This is a genomic window from Psychrobacter alimentarius (genome assembly GCF_001606025.1).
Lineage (GTDB): Bacteria > Pseudomonadota > Gammaproteobacteria > Pseudomonadales > Moraxellaceae > Psychrobacter > Psychrobacter alimentarius.
The window spans coordinates 3,109,794-3,131,963 of record NZ_CP014945.1 but is presented as its reverse complement, the minus strand read 5'-3'; the positions used below and the strand labels follow the sequence as shown (position 1 = coordinate 3,131,963).

Below are 22,170 nucleotides of genomic sequence, written 5' to 3'. Positions count from 1 at the left end.
AAAACACGGTATTAAGCAAGCACACATATAATAATTTTGCGTATACATGCAAGGGCTATTACTGAATTATCATAAGCCCTTTTTTGATAACCAAAATTTATTTCAAGTTATTACATTTTGCATTAGTAATAGAACTATGGGTTGGATGTTATTGGTTATATGAGCGCTTTAATATAATTTATTTATTTGCTAATTAGTATGATAAATAAATATATCAAACCTCATCAAATGACAACCATATTTTTGGTAGTTGATTAAATCGTTGATTAATAAGAAGCTTACATTATGGCATCCGAACAAACATCATCAGAATATATCTCTCACCACTTAACGAATTGGACGTACGGCTATCTGCCGGGCGAGGGCTGGAAAGTTGCCTATACTGCTGAAGAAGCAGGGCTAATGGGCTTTAAAGCTATCCACCTTGATTCTATGCTATGGTCAATTGGTCTGGGCGTTTTATTTTGTACCATTTTTTGGATGGTTGCAAAAAAAGTCACTTCAGGCGTGCCAGGCAAAACTCAAGCAGCGGTTGAGATGATCGTCGAGTTTGTTGATAGCAATGTTCGTGATTCGTATAGTGGTACTTCAAAATTGATTGCGCCATTGGCGTTAACCATTTTTGTTTGGATCTTCTTGATGAACTTGATGGACTTAATACCTGTTGACTTTATTCCAGGTATTGCGGGTCAAATTGGCGCTGCTATGGGCCACGATCCACATCATGTTTTCTTTAAGATCGTTCCAACGACTGATCCCAACATCACGCTTGGCATGTCATTCTCTGTCTTTGCACTGATTATCTTTTATAGCATTAAAGAAAAAGGTTTGGGCGGCTTTATTGGTGAATTAACACTACATCCATTTAGTGCCAAAAACCCAATCGTACAAGCAATTTTGATCCCTATCAACTTCATCTTAGAAGCAGTTACTTTGATCGCTAAGCCAGTGTCACTTGGCCTACGTCTATTCGGTAACATGTATGCTGGTGAGTTGATTTTCATACTGATTGCTCTAATGCCGTTTTGGATTCAATGGGCGTTATCGGTACCGTGGGCTATCTTCCACATCTTAGTTATTACACTTCAAGCGTTCGTATTTATGATGCTGACGATAGTTTACATGTCGCTTGCATCATCAACTGAACATTAATTAGACATTCAATAGGTAAATGAGGATACATCAATGGATCCAGTATTAGGTGGTTACACAGTTATCGCAGTAGCGCTACTTATCGGTCTTGGCGCACTTGGCACAGGTATTGGTTTTGCTATTCTAGGTGGCAAATTCTTAGAAGGTGTTGCGCGTCAGCCAGAGCTTGGCTCACAATTGCAAACTCGTATGTTCATCGTAGCAGGTCTTCTTGATGCTATTCCGATGATCGGTGTTGGTATTGCTATGCTATTGTTGTTCGCTAACCCTCTAGCAGGTTAATCCGAAAGCTCAGTTGTAAATGTTTGGTACTCAAGTGCTTTCTATTAAATATAGTCAAAATTTGACTGCCAAACATGATCAATGAAACTGATTTTTCATTAACAAAGAGGTGATCACGTGAATATCAATTTTACCCTCGTCGGTCAAGCCATTGCTTTTGCAATATTTGTGATTTTTTGCATGAAATTCGTGTGGCCACCACTGATCGGTGCCATTAATGAACGTCAGCGTAAAATCACTGAAGGCCTGAATGCCGCAGAAAAAGCAAAAGCAGATTTGGCAACCGCGGAGCAAGAGGTCCAGAACGAACTTGATCTTGCAAAGACCAAAGCTGCTGCTTTAATCGAGCAAGCGAACAAGAGTGCAAATCAGCTTGTTGAAGATGCCAAAGCGCAAGCCCAAGCAGAAAGCGAGCGTATTCGTCAACAAGCTCAAGCGTCTATCGACCAAGAAATCAATCAAGCGCGTGAGTCATTGCGTGCCCAAGTCGCTGAACTAGCAGTACTTGGTGCAGAAAAGATTTTGCAAGACAAAGTCGATGTGCAAAAACATGCCAGCATGTTAGACCAACTGGCGGCGAAGCTGTAATTGTGAGGATATAATGGCTGACTTATCAACATTAGCACGACCGTACGCTAAAGCCGCGTTTGACTATGCCAACGAAAACGGGGTAGTAAATGAGTGGGAAGATTTCTTATTTATTGCCAGTACCGTTGTCAATGACAAGTCTTTTAGCACTTGGCTAGACAATCCAGCTGTTTCTGCTGAGCATAAGTCAGCTGCTTTGATCGATCTTTATGATACACAAATAGCTAGTCCTAATGACTCTGCTTTTAAGCAATTGTTAGGTGAGACTCGAGGGGTTCGCCCTGACAGTAATGCCAGCTATCCAAATGTATCAGTAGCACTTAGTAACTTCGTTAAACAGTTATCAGAACAAGAGCGTCTGGCGCTGCTTCCTGAAGTTTATGAGCATTATCGCCGCCACAAGGCAATAAGCTTAAAGCAGCTTGACGCATATGTGACCTCTGCCTATCCATTGACCGACGCCCAGCGTGAAACGCTTCAAACGCGTCTTGCCGCATCGCTAAATGCTAGTGTGGTGATTCACGAGTCGGTCGATCCGAGTCTATTGGCAGGCGCCACCATCAAGGTCGGTGACAAAGTCATTGATGATTCGATGCGCGGCAAGTTACAACAGTTAAAAACACAGCTAACTGCCTAATACTATTTATTAACGTAGTCATATAACAACTACGTAATTATCAGAGTATTTAAGTCAGTGGGCGGGTTATCATAAATTAAAGGAAACAAGGCAATGCAACAATTGAATCCAGCGGAAATCAGTAACCTGATTAAGCAGCGTATTCAAGACCTTGATGCGGGTGCAACTGCAAAGAATGAAGGCACGATTGTCAAAGTATCTGACGGTATCGTGCAGATTCATGGTCTTGAAGATGCCATGTACGGCGAAATGATTGAGTTTGAAGGCGAAATCTACGGAATGGCGCTTAACTTAGAGCGTGATTCTGTCGGCGCGGTAGTACTTGGTGATTACCTAAAGCTGCAAGAAGGTCAAAAAGCCTATTGTACTGGTCGTATCCTTGAAGTACCAGTAGGTCCTGAGCTGCTAGGTCGTGTTGTTGACGCCTTGGGTAATCCTATTGATGGCAAAGGTCCTATCGATGCCAAAATGACTGACAAAGTCGAAAAGATCGCCCCAGGCGTTATCGATCGTCAATCAGTAGATCAGCCAGTAATGACTGGTTATAAAGCCGTTGATACCATGATTCCAATTGGTCGTGGTCAGCGTGAACTTATCATTGGTGACCGTCAAACGGGTAAAACCGCGATGGCCATCGATGCGATCATCGCTCAGAAGTCATCTGGTATCAAGTGTGTATATGTGGCAATCGGTCAAAAACGTTCGACCATTGCTAACGTTGTACGTAAGCTTGAGCAAACAGGCGCATTAGAATATACCACTGTTGTGGTAGCTTCAGCATCAGAGCCAGCAGCACTACAGTACATTGCACCGTATTCAGGTTGTACGATGGGTGAGTACTTCCGTGATCGCGGTGAAGATGCATTGATTGTATTTGATGACTTATCAAAGCAAGCCGTTGCTTATCGCCAAATTTCACTACTATTACGTCGTCCACCAGGTCGTGAAGCTTATCCTGGTGATGTATTCTATTTACACTCACGCTTACTTGAGCGTGCATCACGTGTAAATGCTGATTACGTAGAAAAATTTACTAATGGTGAAGTGAAAGGTAAAACAGGTTCTTTAACTGCGCTACCTATCATTGAAACTCAAGCGGGTGACGTATCTGCATTCGTACCAACCAACGTGATTTCAATCACTGATGGTCAGATTTTCTTAGAGTCAAGCTTATTTAACTCAGGTATCCGTCCAGCAGTAAACGCTGGTATTTCGGTATCACGTGTTGGTGGTGCTGCTCAGACTAAGATCATCAAAAAGCTATCTGGCGGTATTCGTACGGCTCTAGCTCAGTATCGTGAATTGGCTGCATTCGCTCAGTTTGCTTCTGATCTTGACGATGCGACTCGCGAACAGCTTGATCATGGCGAGCGCGTGACTGAACTTATGAAGCAAAAACAGTATCAGCCGATGTCAATTTCTGAACAAGCTGCTGTTATTTATGCTTCAAACGAAGGGTTCTTAGCTGACGTTCCTGTTGAAAAAATTGGTTCTTTCGAAGAAGCTTACTTACGTTACATGCATGATGAACAAAGTGAATTGATGCGTGAGATTGATGATACTGCGAACTATAACGATGATATCGCAGGTCGTTTAAAGTCAGCTTTAGAGACCTTTAAACAAAATCACAGTTATTAATTTAACGGGTTAAACCGAATTGGTTATAACTGTCGTTTATAAAGTGGCGCGTTGTCTGACCAGATATTTGCGCCACTGTTTTAACCATTGACGGTATTAGATCGCGTAATGCACAAGATATAAAATATTATTCTATAAGATTGATGTTATATATTAAATGATTGTTGCATGCGCCAATGCTTTTTAACCCTCTTATATTGGAATCATTATGGCAAGCTTAAAAGAGATACGTGCCAAAGTCACCAGTATTAAAAGCACCCAAAAAATTACTCGTGCTATGCAAATGGTAGCAGCAAGTAAAATGCGTCGTGCTCAAGAGCGCATGGAAGTGGGTCGCCCGTATGCTGATAGTATGCGCCGGGTTATTTCACATTTGGTGCATGCCTCATCAGACTATAAGCATCCGTACATGGTATCGCGTCCAGTCAATAAGGTTGGCTATATTGTCATTACCTCTGACCGCGGTCTGGCGGGTGGTTTGAATATTAACCTATTCAAAGCTTTATCTAAAAGTATCCAGCAGTATCAAGACCAGTCAGTACAAGCTGAGTTTGCAGTCATTGGCGCTAAAGGTGTGAGCTTTTTCAAAAACTTTGGTGGAAAAGTGACGTCAGCAGTGACTGATTATGGCGATAAACCCACGTTTGAACAACTAAATGCACCAGTTCAGGCGATGCTTGAAGACTATAGTAACGGTAAGTTAGACCGTATTTACGTGGTATACAATCAGTTTATCAATGCTATGACACAAAAGCCGACCGTCAATCAGTTAGTGCCTTTACCAGAAGGTTCACTAGATGGTGAAGACAGTGGCATACAGACAGAGCTTAGCTGGGACTACATCTACGAGCCTGACATCAAGACGTTGATTGATGAATTGCTTGGCCGTTATATTGAGTCGATTGTTTATCAAGCGGTAATGGAAAACATTGCCTCTGAGCAGTCCTCGCGTATGGTAGCGATGAAAGCAGCAACAGATAATGCTGGTGACCTTATTAACGATTTACAGTTGGTTTATAACAAGCTGCGTCAAGCGGCGATTACCCGAGAGATTTCGGAAATCGTTGGCGGTGCTGCTGCTGTTTCATAATTGACTACACCTATATATAGAAGTTCAAGGAGAACGCAATGAGTAGCGGTCGTATTGTACAGATTATTGGCGCGGTTCTTGACGTTGAGTTCAACCGTAACGAAGTTCCTCAAATTTTTGATGCCTTGCAAGTTGATGGCACTGAAACCACATTAGAAGTACAGCAACAGCTGGGTGATGGCATCGTACGTACTATTGCGATGGGCTCAACTGAAGGTTTGAAGCGTAACCTACCAGTTACTAATACTGGTGCACCTATTTCTGTGCCTGTTGGTACTGGTACGCTAGGTCGTATCATGGATGTTCTTGGTCGTCCTATCGATGAAGAAGGTCCTGTAGTAGCTGATGAAAAGTGGAGCATCCACCGTAATGCGCCAAGTTATGCAGAGCAGTCAAACAGTACTGAATTGCTAGAAACTGGTATTAAAGTTATCGATCTGCTTTGCCCGTTTGCTAAAGGTGGTAAAGTTGGTTTGTTTGGTGGTGCTGGTGTTGGTAAAACCGTCAACATGATGGAATTGATCAACAACATCGCTCTTAAACACGAAGGTTTGTCAGTGTTTGCTGGCGTTGGTGAGCGTACTCGTGAAGGTAACGATTTCTATCACGAAATGCAAGAAGCTGGCGTTGTAAATACCGAAGACTTTAGCAAATCTAAAGTAGCAATGGTATATGGCCAGATGAATGAGCCACCAGGTAACCGTTTACGTGTTGCTCTGTCTGGTTTGACCATGGCTGAATACTTCCGTGATACGAAAGATCCTGCTACTGGCAAAGGCCGTGACGTACTATTGTTCGTTGATAACATCTACCGTTATACCCTAGCAGGTACGGAAGTATCAGCACTGCTTGGCCGTATGCCATCAGCGGTTGGTTACCAGCCAACACTTGCTGAAGAGATGGGTTTATTGCAAGAGCGTATTACTTCAACTCAGTCAGGTTCAATCACGTCAGTTCAGGCGGTATACGTACCTGCAGATGATTTGACCGATCCATCACCAGCAACCACGTTTGCTCACTTGGATGCCACTGTTGTACTGAGCCGTGATATTGCTTCACAAGGTATCTATCCTGCGGTTGATCCACTTGATTCAACATCTCGTCAGTTAGACCCACAAGTCATTGGTGAAGAGCATTATAATGTTGCTCGTGGCGTACAGGTAGTTTTACAGCGCTATAAAGAGCTAAAAGACATCATTGCTATTTTGGGTATGGATGAGTTATCAGAAGAAGATAAATTGGTTGTTTATCGTGCTCGTAAGATTCAGCGCTTCTTGTCACAACCATTCCACGTAGCTGAAGTCTTCACTGGCGCACCTGGTAAATATGTTGCACTACGCGATACCATTGCTAGCTTTAAAGCAATCATTGCAGGTGAGTACGATGACTTACCAGAGCAAGCATTCTACATGGCTGGTGGCATTGATGAAGTAGTCGCTAAAGCAGAGAAAATGAAATCTACTGCAGCGTAAGTTGTGTTAGCATTTGCTAAAGAGCAGATAGGTTTTCACAGCCTATTTGCTGGTAGGTATAACGCATCGCAGTTTTGATTGTAAGGAGTTAAGTATGGCAACGTTACAATGTCGCGTCGTAAGTGCTCGCGAAGAGCTGTATTCAGGCGAAATTAGCATGTTAATAGCTACTGGCACCGAAGGCGAGATTGGTGTATTGCCAGGTCACACACCGCTTATTACTTTGCTGAAACCGGGTGCAATGCGAGTGCAAACACCAGACGGTGAAGAAGAAGTAATTTATGTATCAGGTGGTGTGCTAGAAGTACAACCAAAGATGGTAACAGTATTGGCTGATACGGCTACGCGCGCCCACAATCTTGACGAAAGTAAGATCGTTGCAGCACGCCAAAAAGCTGAACAGATGCTAGTCAACCAGTCTGATACGGTACAAACCAATGCAGCGTTAGCTTCGTTGGCAGAGTCAGTGGCACAGCTACAGACCATCCGTAAATATAAAAATCGTGCTTAAGATTATTGTTTACAAGGTTGAATCTGATTTTAGACGATAATAAAAGAACAGTCCATTATGGGCTGTTTTTTTATACCTACTATTCACTCTCTTAGCTGTCTTAGAGCGTATCAAACTGAGATATTAATAGGATAGCATTTGTAGTATAGGCGTGATTGAGAGTATTTTTCGCAATATGCATATGAATAATAAGTGCAAAAAACAATATTAAGAAATTATTAAAAATGTTGCTAGCGACAATGATAATATGTCGTTATATTAGATATGATAGATAATAAGTATTGAGTAGGAATCGAACGCGATGTTACTGTAAAAGCTACTAAGCTTGATTACTTCTAAATATTTAAAGAGTAAAAGGTTGATATACCTACTTTGCTCACTGTCATTCACTTAGAGTGCGTAATATTCGGACGTAGACTAAAGTTTTAATGAGTGTAGTTTATAGGTTTTGTTAACGACTATAAGCTATAGTATAGGAAGCTGTAGGTTTAATAGTATACTGTGCTACCAAGTTTGTAACAGCTATACGAACATCAATTGCACCAGTTTATGGTGCTATTAATTTTACCGCTCTTACTTTTACTGCTTTTAAATTAGATGTATTAGAGGATATAACAATGACAACGACTGAAGAAGACAACACCCCCCGAATCTTGATTGTTGAGGATGATGAGCGTCTGGCCATGTTGACGCAAGATTACTTGGTCAAAAACGGTTTAGAAGTAGCAATTGAAACTGATGGTAACCGCGCCATTCGCCGTATCGTCAATGAACAACCAGATTTGGTCGTACTTGATGTCATGCTTCCTGGTAGTGATGGTCTTACTGTGTGCCGTGAAGTTCGCCCTCATTATCAAAATCCTATTTTGATGTTGACTGCGCGTACTGAAGATATGGATCAAGTATTGGGTCTTGAAATGGGTGCTGATGATTATGTCGCAAAACCTGCTCAACCACGCGTATTGCTTGCTCGTATTCGCGCTCTACTACGTCGCTCAGAAAACGCACCATCAGAAGATGTACCACAGCGCTTAGAGTTTGGTGAACTGGTTATCGATAATGGTGGACGTTCTGTCAACCTAGGCGATGAGTTGGTTGATTTCACCAGTGCTGAATATGATCTATTGTGGTTGCTTGCTTCGAACGCTGGCCGCATTTTATCACGTGAAGATATTTTCGAGCGTTTACGCGGTATTGAATACGATGGTCAAGATCGTTCAATTGACGTACGTATTTCTCGTATTCGTCCAAAAATTGGTGATGATCCAGAAAACCCGAAACGCATCAAAACGGTACGCAGTAAAGGTTACTTGTTTGTGAAAGAGGGTAACTAAGTCTATTTTGCTTATCTAGTATCTTACTGGCTATTACAGTAAAGAAAAAACCAGCCTACACGCTGGTTTTTTTTTGACTAAACTTTAATTTTTAAACTTAAATGCAGCGTTATGTGGTTTAATTAAGCGATTATTGATGAGTGCTGACTAAATAGACAAGATTAGAATGCAGTTTTATGAAGTGGGCACATATCAGGTAGAATATAGCAGCCAAAATGGTCTTTACTCAACAGTGCTCCGTATCATTTATAATGTAGCGTTCATTTATAAATAATATGAGCAGTTTTTATTCATTAAGTTGGTCACGGCACGTATGTCATTAGTTTCTTCTTTAAAACATAGTATTTTTGTTCGTATTTATGCTGGACTACTCATAGTCTGTCTGTGTGTAGCATTGTTTGCTCAGCTATTGATGGATACAATCAATAAAGAACGCGTGCAGTCCTACCGTGAAAGTATGGCAAATGGGGCATTTCATCTGGTGAGTGAGGGAATCGCACATCAGGACAGTGAGCAGCAGCGCGAATACTGGTTATCAGATGCCAGCAGCTTATTTGGCTCAAAATTCAGTATTATTCCTATCGATGAAGTAGATTTTAACGGCAGTGAACTGAGACGTTTTGAAAGTGGTGGTACAGTCGTTCGTTATGTCAGTCAGCCAGTCTACGCTGATGTCTATTATCGTCTGCCAGATAAACAGAATGTTTTGACGGCAAGAATATCGCAAGTGACTGAACAGCAAGTACGAGCAATCGCTGTTTTCTTATTAGATGATTTGTCCTATCACATGACATTGGCAGATAAACGAGCACGTTTGGATCAATTAGAAGAAAAATTTACCTTTCCATTGGAATTAAGAGCAGCAAACACATTAGATCTGGATACAGATCAGATGGCGCGCTTGCGACGTGATGAAGTGGTTATTTCATTACAGGACACCAATAGTAGTAAAAGCAATTCGGCCATTAAGATTGTGGTACCTTCTGAAATCAACGACATGGCAATTTTGATTGGGCCTGTACCATTATTTAATTGGTTTCCTCTCAACCTGATCATCAGTATGATTCTTATCAGTATGTTCTTAATAAGTTTGGGTGTCTATGCACTGATCTTCCCACTCGAGCGCAAACTGCAATTGATCCAAGTTGGTGTTAATGAAGTCAGTAAAGGCAATCTGGATATTCAAGTCCAGGTCATTGGACAAGATGAAATTGCTCGTCTATCGGCAACCTTTAACGCGATGACTTCGCACATCAAACGTTTGATTGAGTCACAGCGCGAGTTGACGCGAGCGGTCTCGCATGAGCTACGTACACCTGTTGCCCGTATTCGTTTCGCTGTAGATATGTTGGCGGATACTGACGACGAAGATTCTCGATTTATGCAGCGTGACTATATCGATGAAGATATTGAAGCACTAAATGGTTTAATTGATGAAATTTTGACTTATGCTAAGCTAGAAGAAGGCTCACCAAAGCTAGATTTGGAGCCGGTCAATCTTAGAGAGCTATTGGAGCAAGTCGAACGTGAGACCAATGCCTTAGGTAAGCCGATCAAAATCGTGACTAAATTACCAAGTGCTAAAGTAACGGCAATTGCAGATCGCCGTTACTTACACCGTGTGATTCAAAACCTTGCTGGTAACGCATTACGATATGCAGAAACGACAATTATCATTAGTGCTGGGGTCAAAAAGGGTAATGCTTTTGTGACAGTCGAAGATGATGGGCATGGAATTCCTGAAGCAGACCGTGAAAAGGTGTTCATACCTTTCTCACGTTTGGATGACAGTCGCACACGTGCCTCTGGCGGCTATGGCTTGGGTCTATCGATTGTGTCGCGAATCGCTTTTTGGTTTAATGGTGGCATGAAAGTCGATGAGAGTGAAGAGCTCGGCGGCGCCCGATTTATCATGACATGGCCGATCAAACCTCTGACACAAATCCTTGCTGCGGATGAATTGACGCAAGAGAAAAGCGAACGTGATTTCGACGCCAAATAAATTCGTCATATGAGATGACAGGTTTGTTTTGGTCAAAAGTAAACATATAGGTTAATCAGATTATGGAATCCTTTGATTAACCTATAAACAGACTGTTCATCACTGATAGTGATTTTGAAAACAGCTTGAAAATATAGGAGGGCAAAGGATGCCATATTTATTCGGCGGTTTGGTACTTTTAAATGCGATAACCTTGGGCTATTATCTATTCTTGCAGCAGCCATCCACGACTCAAACCTTAAAAGCGGCGCAAGAAGACATTACTCAACCCTTAGCGTTTACCAACAGTGCCAAATATATTCCGCCTATGATTGGGACTAAAGACTAGACGCTGTATAAAATATGGTCTTAACACAGCACCTGACACAGGTTCTCTTCTCTTATTTATCATTTACTTTCAGTTTTTTGATTCAGCTCATTGTTATCAGTGCTGATGTTTTTTTCTGCATCCGCAGGCACGGTTGTATCGCCCGCTACTTTAGAAAGTAGAGGGATGCGCACACAGACTTGCAAGCCGCCATCAGGGTGGTTGATAGCCTCTACTGTACCGTGATGCAATCTTGCAATACGATCTACAATGGCAAGACCAAGACCACTGCCTTGTGTGGTACGGGCGGTCTCTCCACGCTCAAACGGCTGCATGATTCGCTCTAGCTGGTCTTCTGCAACACCATCACCGCAGTCGCGCACACATATCAATAGCTGCTCTTGTGCTTCTTTATTGACAACATTTTCACTAACAACATTATCATCGTCTTCTGCAACAGTCTCAATAAAGGTTGGCACGACAGTCGCGGATAGATAAATTGGTGGCTCGCCATACCGTTTTGCGTTATTGACCAAATTGATGATCAGGCGTTTGATAGACAAGGGACGTATGGGCACCACTTTGTGACACTCTGACTGATAAACAAAAGCCATCGGTGCAAATTGCACCATAATTTCATTAAAGATAGTGTCTAGATTGGTTAAGCTGACAGGTTCATCGGAGCCATCTTTCATAAATGAGATGAACTGCTCCAAAATGGCATCCATGTCTTCAATATCATAAATCAACCCTTCACGAAAAAAATCATCTGGTAGCATCTCGGCGGTCAAACGCATACGAGTTAAAGGCGTACGCAGATCATGCGAAATACCTGCAAGCATAATCGTTCGTTCTTTTTGTGCTTGGTTCAGCGTGGTGAATAGACGGTTAAATGCCATATTCACTTGACGTATCTCAGTAGGGCCTTTTTGTGTTGGCAGCGTGGTTGCGTGGCCAAGTCGAATGTAATTGGTCGCTGCCCGTTGTAAGTATCGTAGTGGGCGGTTTAATTGTCGTGCCAGTAAGATGATGGTTAATAGCGATAAAATAGGCAAACCAATGAGAAATAGCACCAATAATCCTGGGCTATACTGCGAGTAATAGACCACCGGTTCGCGAATCCAAAAGCTATCATCTCGGCTGTCTTGTACCCATAGTTGCGGTGTTGGCTTGAACTTAAAATATACCTCAACAGGTCGCCCTAGCTGCGCGCTGATTTCACGCTGTAATACGTCAGTAAATACGCCTACAAAGGCTTTATCAGACACTTTTGGAAAATCATTGGGATTGTTTACCACCACCACATGTGAATGTTCGTATACCCAGCGTCGTACTTCAGGCTGATCCTTCCAGTCTTCGTTGACGCTAATCATGAGCCGTAATTCGCTGGTGAGGTAGCGGGCATGGTTTTTGAGTTCGGGTAAATACAGACTGCGCCAAAAAAACAAGATCGACAAGCTCACACTGATTAGAACAATGAAAGACACCATCAAGGTTGTCAGCCAAGTGTTGGAATAAGAGCGCGCGAGCCAACTTCTACGGCGGGGTGGTGGGTTTGGTTTGGTCATGTGAATCCAAAGTGTGAAGATGGGTTTTATTAAATCCAATACGAAGTCCATGCCCAACTTATATCGCAAGGGCGTGACTCTTTTCACTATTATATCAGTGCAACTCTATTAGGGTATGGCAGTGACATGTTGTGATAGAGTATCACAATCTATAAGTAACACTGATGGCTCTAAAAGGTGGTGACGCTACCAACTTTAATACTTAAATAAGCTATGGTATCTGACTGTTTTGGTCTACGTAAGGGGCAGATGAGCATAGAAATTGCGGGCTAAATATCAAGGATCGCTAGCAATTGTATTGTACATCGATACGCATTTAAGCTATTGTTAATAAATAATTAAATAAGCACAGTTTATGTTTTCAATAAATCAAGACTGTGATATAATTATGCCCTTTTTGGTATACCTGCGAAAGAGAGAATTCACATGGTTGTTATTCGTTTAGCACGGGGCGGTGCCAAGAAACGCCCATTTTATCAAGTAGTTGTTGCTGATCAACGCCGCGCGCGTGACGGTCGCTATATTGAAAACATCGGCTTTTTTAACCCACTCGCTAAAGAGTCTGAAGAAGCGGTACGTTTGAATATGGAAGCGTACAATGCGTGGATCGCAAAAGGTGCACAGCCTTCAGATCGCGTTGCTTCATTAGCAAAAGCTTACAACAAGTCTGCAGCTCAAACTGAAGCAACTGCTTAAGTTTTTGTGACTGTTATCAAGATGCCAATGGCATGACTTGATAGACTCTAGAACACATAGCGTAACTGGTCTAACCAGGGTACGCCATTAACTGTTTATCGCTTTTGACTCAATTGTTTTTATAATTGCTGTTTAAATCATCGTTAGGTTAGCTGTTATGTCATCTGTTCCAAACGCTAGTGCCCTTATGAAAATTGGTCAGCTTAAAAAGCCTTACGGTATCAAAGGCTGGCTTTGGGTATTTAGTGATACTGATGATCGAACGGCGATATTCGACATGCAGCCGTGGTGGATGAAAACCGCCACAGGCATGAAACCTTTGACTGTTAAAGCTTGGCGTGAGCAAGGGACAGGAATTGTGGCTCAATTTGAGCAAGTTCCTGACCGTAATGTTGCTGAGACTATGAACGGGGTGACCGTTTGGGTCGAGCAAAACGTTTTGCCAGAAACAGCCGAGGACGAATATTATTGGTCGGATTTGGTCAGCTTGCGCGTTGTCAACGAGCAAGATGAGTATTTAGGCAATATTACTGAGATGTTTGAAACCGGTGCCCATGACATCATGCGGGTGACGGCAAATTCAGACAGTTTGGATAAAGAAGAGCGCCTGATTCCTTGGCACAAGCAAACGGTAATAGAGGTCGATATGACTGAAAAAACAGTACTTGTGGCATGGCCAAGTGACTATTAGTATAACTTTTGGCTTTATAGCTAAGCGTTTTCAATAGGAACTCCGATTTTTTAGCCGTTATTCAAGTAGAAATCAGATGTATTGTGCTGTCATTAGTATTTTCCCCGAGATGTTTGCTACGATTCGTGAGTTTGGTATTACGGGTCGGGCGGTTACTCAGGGACAAGTTACGATTGATTGTATTAATCCACGTGATTATACCGAGGATAACTATCGTCGCATTGACGAACGCCCGTATGGTGGTGGTCCTGGAATGGTGATGATGGCTGAGCCATTATCAAAAGCTATTGAGGATGCGCGCTTGCGTGCTGGTCAGTACGGTTGCCGTGTCGACAGTGAGTATTGTCCGGTGATTTATATGTCGCCACAAGGACAAACGCTTAATGAAAGCAGCGTGGTCAGTATGGCTAAGTATGACGGCATGATTCTACTATGCGGTCGTTACGAAGGTATTGATGAGCGTTTGCTGTCGCAGTATGTTGATATGGAAATATCGATTGGCGATTATGTGCTGACAGGTGGTGAACTGCCAGCAATGGTACTGATGGATAGTGTGATACGTCGTTTGCCTGATACCATGGGTGATGATAAGTCAGCTGAGCAAGACTCCTTTGTTGATGGATTGCTTGACTGCCCACATTATACTAAGCCCCACGAGTTTGCAGGTATGGCAGTGCCGGAAGTGTTACTTTCAGGTCACCATGCCAATATCGCTAAGTGGCGCTTTAGTCAGCAAGTCAGTCGCACGCAATCGCGTCGTCCAGACTTATGGCAAGCGTTTACACCAACGGTAGAGCAAGCAAAATGGTTAAAAGCATTGGCAAAAGCAAATAAAAAGTAGCTTTCATGACGCTGAATTTTTTTAAAAAGTGCATGGAACGTTATTTCGATAAACAGTTAAGTAGTAAAATTTTGAGCAATAATAAAACGGGTCATAACATAATGGCCGTTGGTTATAACCCATTTACGTTGTGTCTCATTATAAAGAGATACGATTAATTATTACAAACAGGTGATATGCGTTAAGCCTCTATTATCTAATGTGAGGAGATAACTCTCATGAGCAACAAGCATCCATTGGTTCAGGTCATCGAAAACGCTCAATTGCTTGAGCGCCCAAACTTTGCACCCGGCGATACCGTTGTGGTTCAAGTAAAAGTACGTGAAGGTGAGCGTGAGCGTCTACAGGCTTTTGAAGGCATTGTAATCGCTAAGCGTAACCGCGGTGTAAACTCAGCGTTCACTGTACGTAAAATCTCAAGCGGCGTTGGTGTTGAGCGTGCATTCCAATTGCATTCACCAATCATTGACAGTATTGAAGTGAAACGCCGTGGTGCTGTTCGCCGTGCGAAACTGTACTACTTACGTGAGCGTTCTGGTAAATCAGCACGTATCCGCGAAAAGCTTCCTGCTCGTTCAGCTCAGAAAAAAACTGACGCTGGCGTACCTAATGCAGTTGACACTGCGCCTGGTATTTAAGCAGCAGCTTATTGCTCTTAGTTGATTGTAAATTTTTGGTTGACTAAAAGTAAGGTAAAAGTAGATACAAGCCCTTATTCATAGGTTTATTTATAAATAAGCGGGCCATACCAAAAAAGACAAAACCCCAATCTATGCGAATGCTAGATTGGGGTTTTTGTATGTGCAAAGACAATTTTAAATTAAGCGCTCAGCATTGATCTGTATTTTTTAACCCTTCAAGCTAGTCATCTAGATTTTCTATGCGACTACTTTGATCTTTAGACTTACTGTACTTACGTAATCGAATATATATTGTCTTAGTAATCGTGGCGATCACTTTTTGCTGATCATCGACGATATCGGCTTGGTATTCACGAAACACAGCATCGCCATCTTTTGCCAGCTCTTGGATAGTCATAATCTCAGAGCTGGGTATCTTCATTCGCGTGGTTACTTTGCTATTACCTGGCGCAATAAATTCAATGTGCGAGCTTTTATCCCAGACCACGTAACTGTTGCCCAGTTGGTGCATGAGTATCAGCATATAAAATGGATCAACCATTGAGTACAAGCTGCCACCAAACTGTGTGCCAACGATGTTTTTATTCAGGCTATTCAATCCCATACTCACCACGCAAAGCCCTTGATCAAGGTCGATATGATCAATTTTGATACCCGCGCCAACATAGGGTGCATACGTATTGATACGCAGCTTGAGCAAATGAGGCGTTAGCAACGGCATGATGTTCTTTTTGGCTTTGCGTTTTAATGTCTCAAAGTTGATGGGTAGTAAACTCATAAATTAATCCTACTATCTTGCTTCTGAATCTTTTGTATTTGCCAGTCGAGAGACGTTTATTAAGTCTTCAAGATCAATGGATAATAAAAGCTCTCATCATAATTAAAAATTATATATGTCGCTAGTCTTAAAGTGGCTAAAGGCAGCAGTACCATAATAATGATAGCAAGCTGAAAAAACGCTTCACTTGATTACTTTCATAGTAACGTATCAGTATCTTATATTCTAATGTTACTTTCAAAATACAAAGACAGCTTTTAGAAAGACAGTCATAAATTTTGAGTGATGGCTCGCCATAATGAACATAATATCTCTAAATGGTTATAAGTTCGTATTTCAAGGTTCGTTGACATACAATAGTCTGCAATTCTTGGCTAGGCTTAGAGATTGGATAAACATTCACATCTCTAGGCTTAATCAACCGCAACCTCAGCCGATATTAGGAAATGTGATGAGTGATACACAGCTTCCCACTTCAGGAGCCAATCCGCAGCACCCAACCCCCTCTGATAATGATTTACACGCAAGCTATGTAGATTTGCATGAGCCCAGTTCAGATTTTGAAAATCGTGATGCTTACTTAAATCATGAACTACAGATCATGCAGCCAAAACGCTGGCGGCCTAATTTGCCGTTCCGCGATTATCGTTTTGAGTATGAAGATACCATTCCAGCGATGGCCGCAACCATTGGAAAAGTGGTGATGGTCGGTGCTATTGCGGCAACTTTTGCAGGGCCGTTAGGTTTAAGCGATGCATTTGTTTTAGAAAATGTACGCTATGAGCTTTTGATAGTTTCATTTTTTGTGATTTTATTTTCAGGGTTTTTACTACCGACTGCCAACCTTGCTGGTACTCATGGTCCGCTTATCCCACTTATTCCTATTGTCGTTGCTACGGGTGGTCACCCCATGGCATTTGGTTTGCTCATTGGCGCTTTTGGTTTGCTGCTGGCAATCAGTAAAGGAGGCAGTTTGCTGGCAAACTTGACCAGCAAAGGCGTGTGTGGCGGTTTGCTACTTTATCTGGGTTTTATCGGAACCACCTCTCAAGTCAAAAATCTATTTGCTTGGGCCGAAGGTATTGGCATGGCACATATTGCTTTTGTGGTGATTCTTCTGACGATTATCCTCTATGCGGTGCTAGAGAATTTTCAAAAGCGCTGGCTTGCGGTTCCTCTCAGCTGTTTATTAGGCGGCGGCGTTGCGTTTGCTATGGGGGCACCATTTGCATTTGAAACGGCGCCTGGATTACCAAACATGAACCCAATGTACTGGTGGGGTGAAAATACGGGTTGGATGTTGGGGTTACCCACAGTTGAAAGCTTTATTGTGGTCTTGCCATTTGCGGTACTAGCGGTAGCCATGTGGTCACCAGACTTCTTAGGTCATCAAGTATTCCAAAAAATCAGCTATCCAAAACGTACTGAACGTGTGCTTATGGATATCGATGATACGATGACCAGTGCTTCTATTCGTCAAGTTGCAGGCTCAATACTTGGTGGCGCAAACTTTGCGTCATCGTGGGGAACTTATATTGTGCCCGCAGCGATTGCCAAGCGTCCCATTCCCGCAGGAGCAGTTTTAACAGGGCTGTTTTGTCTTATCGCTGGTATTTGGGGCTATCCTATGGATCTGGCCATCTGGGAACCGGTTATGTGTGTGGCGTTGATCGTTGGGGTCTTTATTCCGCTTCTTGAGGCGGGGATGGAGATGACACGTGAAGGTAAAACAACGCAGTCTGCTGCCATTGTGGTATTTGCGTCAGCCTTAGTAAATCCAGCTTTTGGTTGGTCAATTACTTTGGTATTAGATAACTTAGGTCTTATTGGTTCAAAAGAGCGCAGTGCCAACCTGTCGAAAATGAGTCGCTGGATTATTCCTGTCGTTACTTTTGTGATCTTAACTGGGGTTATGGCAATCGTCGGCATGTTGCCTGGTATTCCAGCGTTATTACCGAATTTTCGTCACTAGAGACTTCGTGTCTTATCCAGAAAGCCAGCCTTGTGCTGGTTTTTTGTGGCGATTGCAAAATCGTACGTTGGCTTGCAAAACTCTTTACGTTGCCCCATAAATGTTGGTATTACTCACATTTTTGAGAGCAAAAAATTCTATGGTCAATGTCTCAGCATCGAGTCCCGTCGACGATAAAAAAGCCCGCCTTAAGCATTTGATTCAACGTCTACCGAACCTACCTGGGGTATATAAAATGCTGGGTAAAAATGGGGATATTTTGTACGTTGGTAAAGCAAAATCTCTAAAAAGCCGTGTGAACAGCTATTTTGCCAAGACGATTGATCATCCAAAAACACGGGCGCTGGTGGCTCGTATTCATAACATCGAAACCATCATTACTCGTAGCGAAACGGAAGCGCTGCTACTTGAGCAAAACCTGATTAAAGAGCATCGTCCTCCTTACAATGTGCTATTGCGTGATGATAAATCTTATCTTTATGTGTTTATCTCAGCGGATAAGCCGTATCCAAGATTGGCTTATGGTCGCGGCAAAGGTAATCATCAAAAAGGTCGATTTTTTGGCCCATTCCCCTCAGCCCATGCTGCCAAAGAAACGCTGGTATTGATGCAAAAAATGTTTCAAATGCGTCAATGCACCAATACTTTTTTTAAGCAGCGTAAGCGTCCTTGTCTTGAGTATCAGATTAAGCGTTGCCGTGCGCCTTGTGTGGGTTTGGTGTCACCCGAGGAATATAGCGAAGATGTCAATAACACCATTCGCTTTTTGAAGGGCGATTCTGGTGATATCCATAGCACGTTGATTGAAAAAATGGAGGGCGCTGCTGAAGCATTGGATTTTGAAAAGGCGGTGTTTTATCGCGATCAGCTGTCAATGCTGCGAGAAGTACAAGCGCGGCAGGCGGTTTATACGGTAGAAGGCGAGGCTGATGTGATTGCCATTGCCAGTCAAGCAGGTATGACTTGCGTCAATGTATTGACCGTACGCGGCGGGCGTGTGTTGGGTGGTAAAAATTACTTCCCTGATGTCGATAGTAGCGAGCCACTAGCGGACAACTTATCGGCGTTCATCACCTCGTTTTATTTTCAGGTGACCGATGACTTGCCAGCAGAGATTATTTTAAGTCATGAGCTACCTGACCAAAATGCGGTTGGTGAAGCGCTGGCGACACATTTTGGCAGTAAGGTGGTCATCAAGACTAGCGTGCGTGAGCATCGGTCAGAATGGTTGGATTTAGCAAAATTAAATACCAACAACGCCCTAAAAACCAAACTGGGCGATTATTTAGAGCTGCATGCGCGTTTTGGTGCGCTAAAAGATGTATTAACCAATGTTACAGAGCGCACCATTGATCGGATTGAGTGTTTTGATATTTCGCATACGATGGGTGAGGCTACGATTGGTAGCTGCGTGGTCTTTGATCAAGGGGGTTCGCGTCGTCGCGATTATCGCCAGTACGCCATTCATGACATTCAAGGCGGTGATGACTATGCCGCGATGAAACAAGTCTTGACGCGTCGCTATAAAAAACAACCATTGCCTGATTTGTTGCTCATTGATGGGGGTAAAGGCCAGCTTGGTATCGCAAAAGAAGTGCTGACAGAGCTGGGTATCTTGGGAGATACGCTGCTCATCAGTGTGGCAAAAGGCGAGGGGCGTAAAGCAGGTCTTGAAGTCTTGCACTTTATCGATCATGAGCCGTTAGATCTGCCGATGGACAGTAAGGCATTGCATTTATTGATGCATATTCGTGATGAGGCGCATCGTTTTGCCATTACTGCGCACCGTAAGAAGCGTGACAAGCGCCGCTCGTCGTCAGTGCTGGAGGTTATACCAGGGTTGGGTGAAAAGCGCCGTCGTGACTTACTCAATCACTTTGGTGGTATGCAGCAACTACTTGGTGCATCCCAGCAAGAGCTGGCAGGCGTACAAGGGATTGGGCCTGTACTTGCAAAAACCGTCTATAAAGTATTGCATGAGTAACTTTTTTCATTATATAAAAAAAGACAACACCCATTAGGCTGTTGTCTTTTTAGTATTAGAAAATTTTGATTATTAAAAATCAAAACTCAATTGTTGATTTGGATAACTGCGACAATGCTCGCAAACGTGTTCCCAACGATTAAATCTATATCTCCAGTACCAACGTACGTGCACAGCTCTAGGATAACCGCATTGAATGGTCATTACGACCTCCATAGTTATGATGAAAATTTCACAACTATGAAGCACAGACGTTTATTAGCATTTGCTATTATCAGCATTTACTATAAAATATATGAACCCTACCAAGGTAAATAAACTTTATTAGTGTGCTAGCAATGGAGTCTCGCTCCATAGTTGTCTTATCTAAAAGTTTTTTAAGCTCAGCAATTAATCTTGCTGAGCTTTTTTAATTTTCCATATTTGATTTCTCCTCTTAAGTTATATCTTATTAAAGTTAAATAGAAGACTGACTAACGTTAGGCTTCTACTTTATAAGTCACAAACTTAAAGCTTAAAGCACTTTTGTCATCGTGCATTTGCTCAGACTCTTTTACTGCTTTGAAGCGCTCTGGTAGTTCAGGATAAAAAGCATCGCCATCAGCAATATCAGTATTGACGTGTGTCAGCTCAATACGATCGGTATACATCAACGCATCATTGAATACACGCTCACCACCAATGACCCAAATCGTATCAAGGTGAGCACCATGAGCAAGGCTGGCCGCTTGCGTTAAGGCATCGTCTAAATTATGCACCACATGGGCGTTGTCTTTGCCGACCAGACCTTTTTGCTCAGCATAATCCATTTGAGTGCTGATGATAAAGCTCACACGTTTTGGCAACGGCTTGCTGCCCATCGACTCAAATGTCTTGCGACCCATAATGACAATACCTTGTATGCCACTATCATTTTGTCTGGTCGTCATCTGTTTAAAATGCTGCAAATCTGCTGAGATATGCCACGGCAACTCGTTGTTCTTACCGATACAGCGATTGCTACTAATCGCAGCGATTTGGGCAACTTCAGTGTGGGCATAACTCATAATTTATCCTTATTTTTCTTTTTAAAATATAGTAAAAATCACTATTTATACAGCGACTTTTGCTTTGATGGCAGGGTGTGACTCATAACCATTAACGCTAATATCTTCATAGTTGAAAGCAAAAATATCATCAACATCGGGATTGAGTGTTAAGGTTGGCAGCTCATAAAGTGAGCGGGTCAATTGCAACTCAACCTGTTCGCGGTGGTTTTGATAAATATGGCAATCACCGCCTGTCCAGATAAACTCACCAACGTCCAATCCGCAAACCTGTGCGACCATGTGGGTCAAGAGCGCGTAGCTTGCAATATTGAATGGCACACCTAGGAATAAATCTGCTGAGCGCTGATATAGCTGGCATGACAGTTTATTGTCAGCGACAAAGAACTGAAATAGAGTATGGCAGGGCGGCAAGGCGACTTGTTCGGCCTCTCCTGGGTTCCAGCCCGATACGATTAAGCGTCTTGAATTGGGATTGCTCTTTATTTGCTCAACAACTTGTGTGATTTGATCGACGCCATCGTTGTGGTAGCTGCCGTCATCAAGCTGGCTTGCACCATAATTACGCCATTGGTGACCATACACAGGACCCAAATCGCCTTCAGGACGATTAAAGCGAGCGGTTTGTTCTGCTGTCGCCCATTCATTCCAAATACGGACGCCATTTTTTTGCAGATAATCGACATGAGTGCTACCACTCAAAAACCACAATAGCTCATAAACAATGGATTTAAAATGGACTTTTTTTGTGGTTAATAAGGGAAACCCTGACGCTAAATCAAAGCGCAATTGCGCACCAAAGTGACTGAGTGTACCAGTACCAGTACGGTCACCTTTTTCTGTTCCTTCGGTTAGTACCTGATGCAGCAAATTCAGATACGCCTGCTCATTTTTATTATTTAAAGGTTTACTATCAAGGTTACTACTGTTCATAAAACGG

General features: G+C 42.6%; 21 protein-coding genes. 17 read left to right on the top strand and 4 right to left on the bottom strand.

From position 1 onward, the window contains the following. Positions 1-285 precede the first annotated feature (285 nt). From atpB to A3K91_RS12905, 11 genes are all read left to right on the top strand, one after another. Positions 286-1,152 (top strand): F0F1 ATP synthase subunit A, encoded by an 867-nt coding sequence (gene atpB / locus A3K91_RS12955; RefSeq protein ID WP_062845640.1) that lies wholly within the window; start codon positions 286-288, stop codon positions 1,150-1,152. Positions 1,153-1,185: 33 nt separating this feature from the next. Beyond that, complete coding sequence (atpE, locus tag A3K91_RS12950; RefSeq protein WP_010197960.1) at positions 1,186-1,434, top strand: F0F1 ATP synthase subunit C; 249 nt, start codon at positions 1,186-1,188, stop codon at positions 1,432-1,434. A gap of 117 nt (positions 1,435-1,551) precedes the next feature. Further along, positions 1,552-2,022, top strand: coding sequence for a F0F1 ATP synthase subunit B (locus tag A3K91_RS12945; protein WP_062845639.1), 471 nt, complete (start codon positions 1,552-1,554; stop codon positions 2,020-2,022). Positions 2,023-2,035: 13 nt separating this feature from the next. After that, on the top strand, positions 2,036-2,659 hold the full coding sequence (locus tag A3K91_RS12940; RefSeq protein ID WP_062845638.1) for a F0F1 ATP synthase subunit delta: 624 nt from the start codon (positions 2,036-2,038) through the stop codon (positions 2,657-2,659). Positions 2,660-2,752: 93 nt separating this feature from the next. After that, a complete protein-coding gene (atpA, locus tag A3K91_RS12935) occupies positions 2,753-4,297 on the top strand; it encodes a F0F1 ATP synthase subunit alpha (protein ID WP_062845637.1) in 1,545 nt (514 codons plus the stop codon). A 208-nt stretch (positions 4,298-4,505) separates the two neighbouring features. Then, entirely contained in the window at positions 4,506-5,387 is an 882-nt protein-coding gene (atpG, locus tag A3K91_RS12930; protein WP_062845636.1) for a F0F1 ATP synthase subunit gamma, read from the top strand. A 38-nt stretch (positions 5,388-5,425) separates the two neighbouring features. Further along, the gene (gene atpD / locus A3K91_RS12925) at positions 5,426-6,859 is read left to right on the top strand and encodes a F0F1 ATP synthase subunit beta (protein ID WP_062845635.1); all 1,434 of its coding nucleotides are present in this window, start codon (positions 5,426-5,428) and stop codon (positions 6,857-6,859) included. Between the two features lie 94 nt (positions 6,860-6,953). Then, on the top strand, positions 6,954-7,370 hold the full coding sequence (locus tag A3K91_RS12920) for a F0F1 ATP synthase subunit epsilon (RefSeq protein WP_062845634.1): 417 nt from the start codon (positions 6,954-6,956) through the stop codon (positions 7,368-7,370). A gap of 617 nt (positions 7,371-7,987) precedes the next feature. Further along, entirely contained in the window at positions 7,988-8,704 is a 717-nt protein-coding gene (locus A3K91_RS12915; RefSeq protein WP_010197939.1) for a response regulator, read from the top strand. 313 nt (positions 8,705-9,017) lie between these two features. Further along, positions 9,018-10,706, top strand: coding sequence for an ATP-binding protein (locus A3K91_RS12910; protein ID WP_062845633.1), 1,689 nt, complete (start codon positions 9,018-9,020; stop codon positions 10,704-10,706). A gap of 148 nt (positions 10,707-10,854) precedes the next feature. Then, the gene (locus A3K91_RS12905) at positions 10,855-11,034 is read left to right on the top strand and encodes a hypothetical protein (protein WP_062845632.1); all 180 of its coding nucleotides are present in this window, start codon (positions 10,855-10,857) and stop codon (positions 11,032-11,034) included. 59 nt (positions 11,035-11,093) lie between these two features. Here A3K91_RS12905 and A3K91_RS12900 read toward each other — a convergent pair whose 3' ends face one another. Then, positions 11,094-12,581: an ATP-binding protein gene (locus tag A3K91_RS12900; protein WP_062845631.1), complete on the bottom strand. Its 1,488-nt coding sequence runs from the start codon at positions 12,579-12,581 to the stop codon at positions 11,094-11,096. Between the two features lie 426 nt (positions 12,582-13,007). Between A3K91_RS12900 and rpsP the strand changes: the two genes are divergently transcribed. From rpsP to rplS, 4 genes are all read left to right on the top strand, one after another. After that, a complete protein-coding gene (gene rpsP / locus A3K91_RS12895) occupies positions 13,008-13,277 on the top strand; it encodes a 30S ribosomal protein S16 (RefSeq protein ID WP_021812802.1) in 270 nt (89 codons plus the stop codon). A 157-nt stretch (positions 13,278-13,434) separates the two neighbouring features. Next, the gene (rimM, locus tag A3K91_RS12890; RefSeq protein ID WP_062845630.1) at positions 13,435-13,968 is read left to right on the top strand and encodes a ribosome maturation factor RimM; all 534 of its coding nucleotides are present in this window, start codon (positions 13,435-13,437) and stop codon (positions 13,966-13,968) included. A gap of 76 nt (positions 13,969-14,044) precedes the next feature. After that, the gene (trmD, locus tag A3K91_RS12885) at positions 14,045-14,809 is read left to right on the top strand and encodes a tRNA (guanosine(37)-N1)-methyltransferase TrmD (protein ID WP_062845629.1); all 765 of its coding nucleotides are present in this window, start codon (positions 14,045-14,047) and stop codon (positions 14,807-14,809) included. Between the two features lie 218 nt (positions 14,810-15,027). Beyond that, complete coding sequence (rplS, locus tag A3K91_RS12880; protein WP_062845628.1) at positions 15,028-15,447, top strand: 50S ribosomal protein L19; 420 nt, start codon at positions 15,028-15,030, stop codon at positions 15,445-15,447. 223 nt (positions 15,448-15,670) lie between these two features. On the opposite strand, the gene A3K91_RS12875 is transcribed toward rplS, so the two are convergent. After that, entirely contained in the window at positions 15,671-16,228 is a 558-nt protein-coding gene (locus A3K91_RS12875; protein ID WP_084387357.1) for a DUF4442 domain-containing protein, read from the bottom strand. Positions 16,229-16,679: 451 nt separating this feature from the next. On the opposite strand from A3K91_RS12875, the gene A3K91_RS12870 reads away from it, so the two are divergent. Continuing rightward, entirely contained in the window at positions 16,680-18,200 is a 1,521-nt protein-coding gene (locus A3K91_RS12870) for a DUF3360 family protein (RefSeq protein WP_062845627.1), read from the top strand. Positions 18,201-18,339: 139 nt separating this feature from the next. Next, positions 18,340-20,184 (top strand): excinuclease ABC subunit UvrC, encoded by a 1,845-nt coding sequence (uvrC, locus tag A3K91_RS12865; protein WP_062845626.1) that lies wholly within the window; start codon positions 18,340-18,342, stop codon positions 20,182-20,184. 479 nt (positions 20,185-20,663) lie between these two features. On the opposite strand, the gene A3K91_RS12860 is transcribed toward uvrC, so the two are convergent. Both A3K91_RS12860 and A3K91_RS12855 read right to left on the bottom strand, forming a co-directional pair. Further along, positions 20,664-21,230 carry a dihydrofolate reductase gene (locus A3K91_RS12860; RefSeq protein WP_062845625.1) on the bottom strand — a complete coding sequence of 189 codons (567 nt, stop codon included), beginning with the start codon at positions 21,228-21,230 and terminating at the stop codon, positions 20,664-20,666. Positions 21,231-21,275: 45 nt separating this feature from the next. Next, positions 21,276-22,163, bottom strand: coding sequence for a thymidylate synthase (locus A3K91_RS12855; RefSeq protein ID WP_062845624.1), 888 nt, complete (start codon positions 22,161-22,163; stop codon positions 21,276-21,278). Positions 22,164-22,170: the final 7 nt, after the last annotated feature.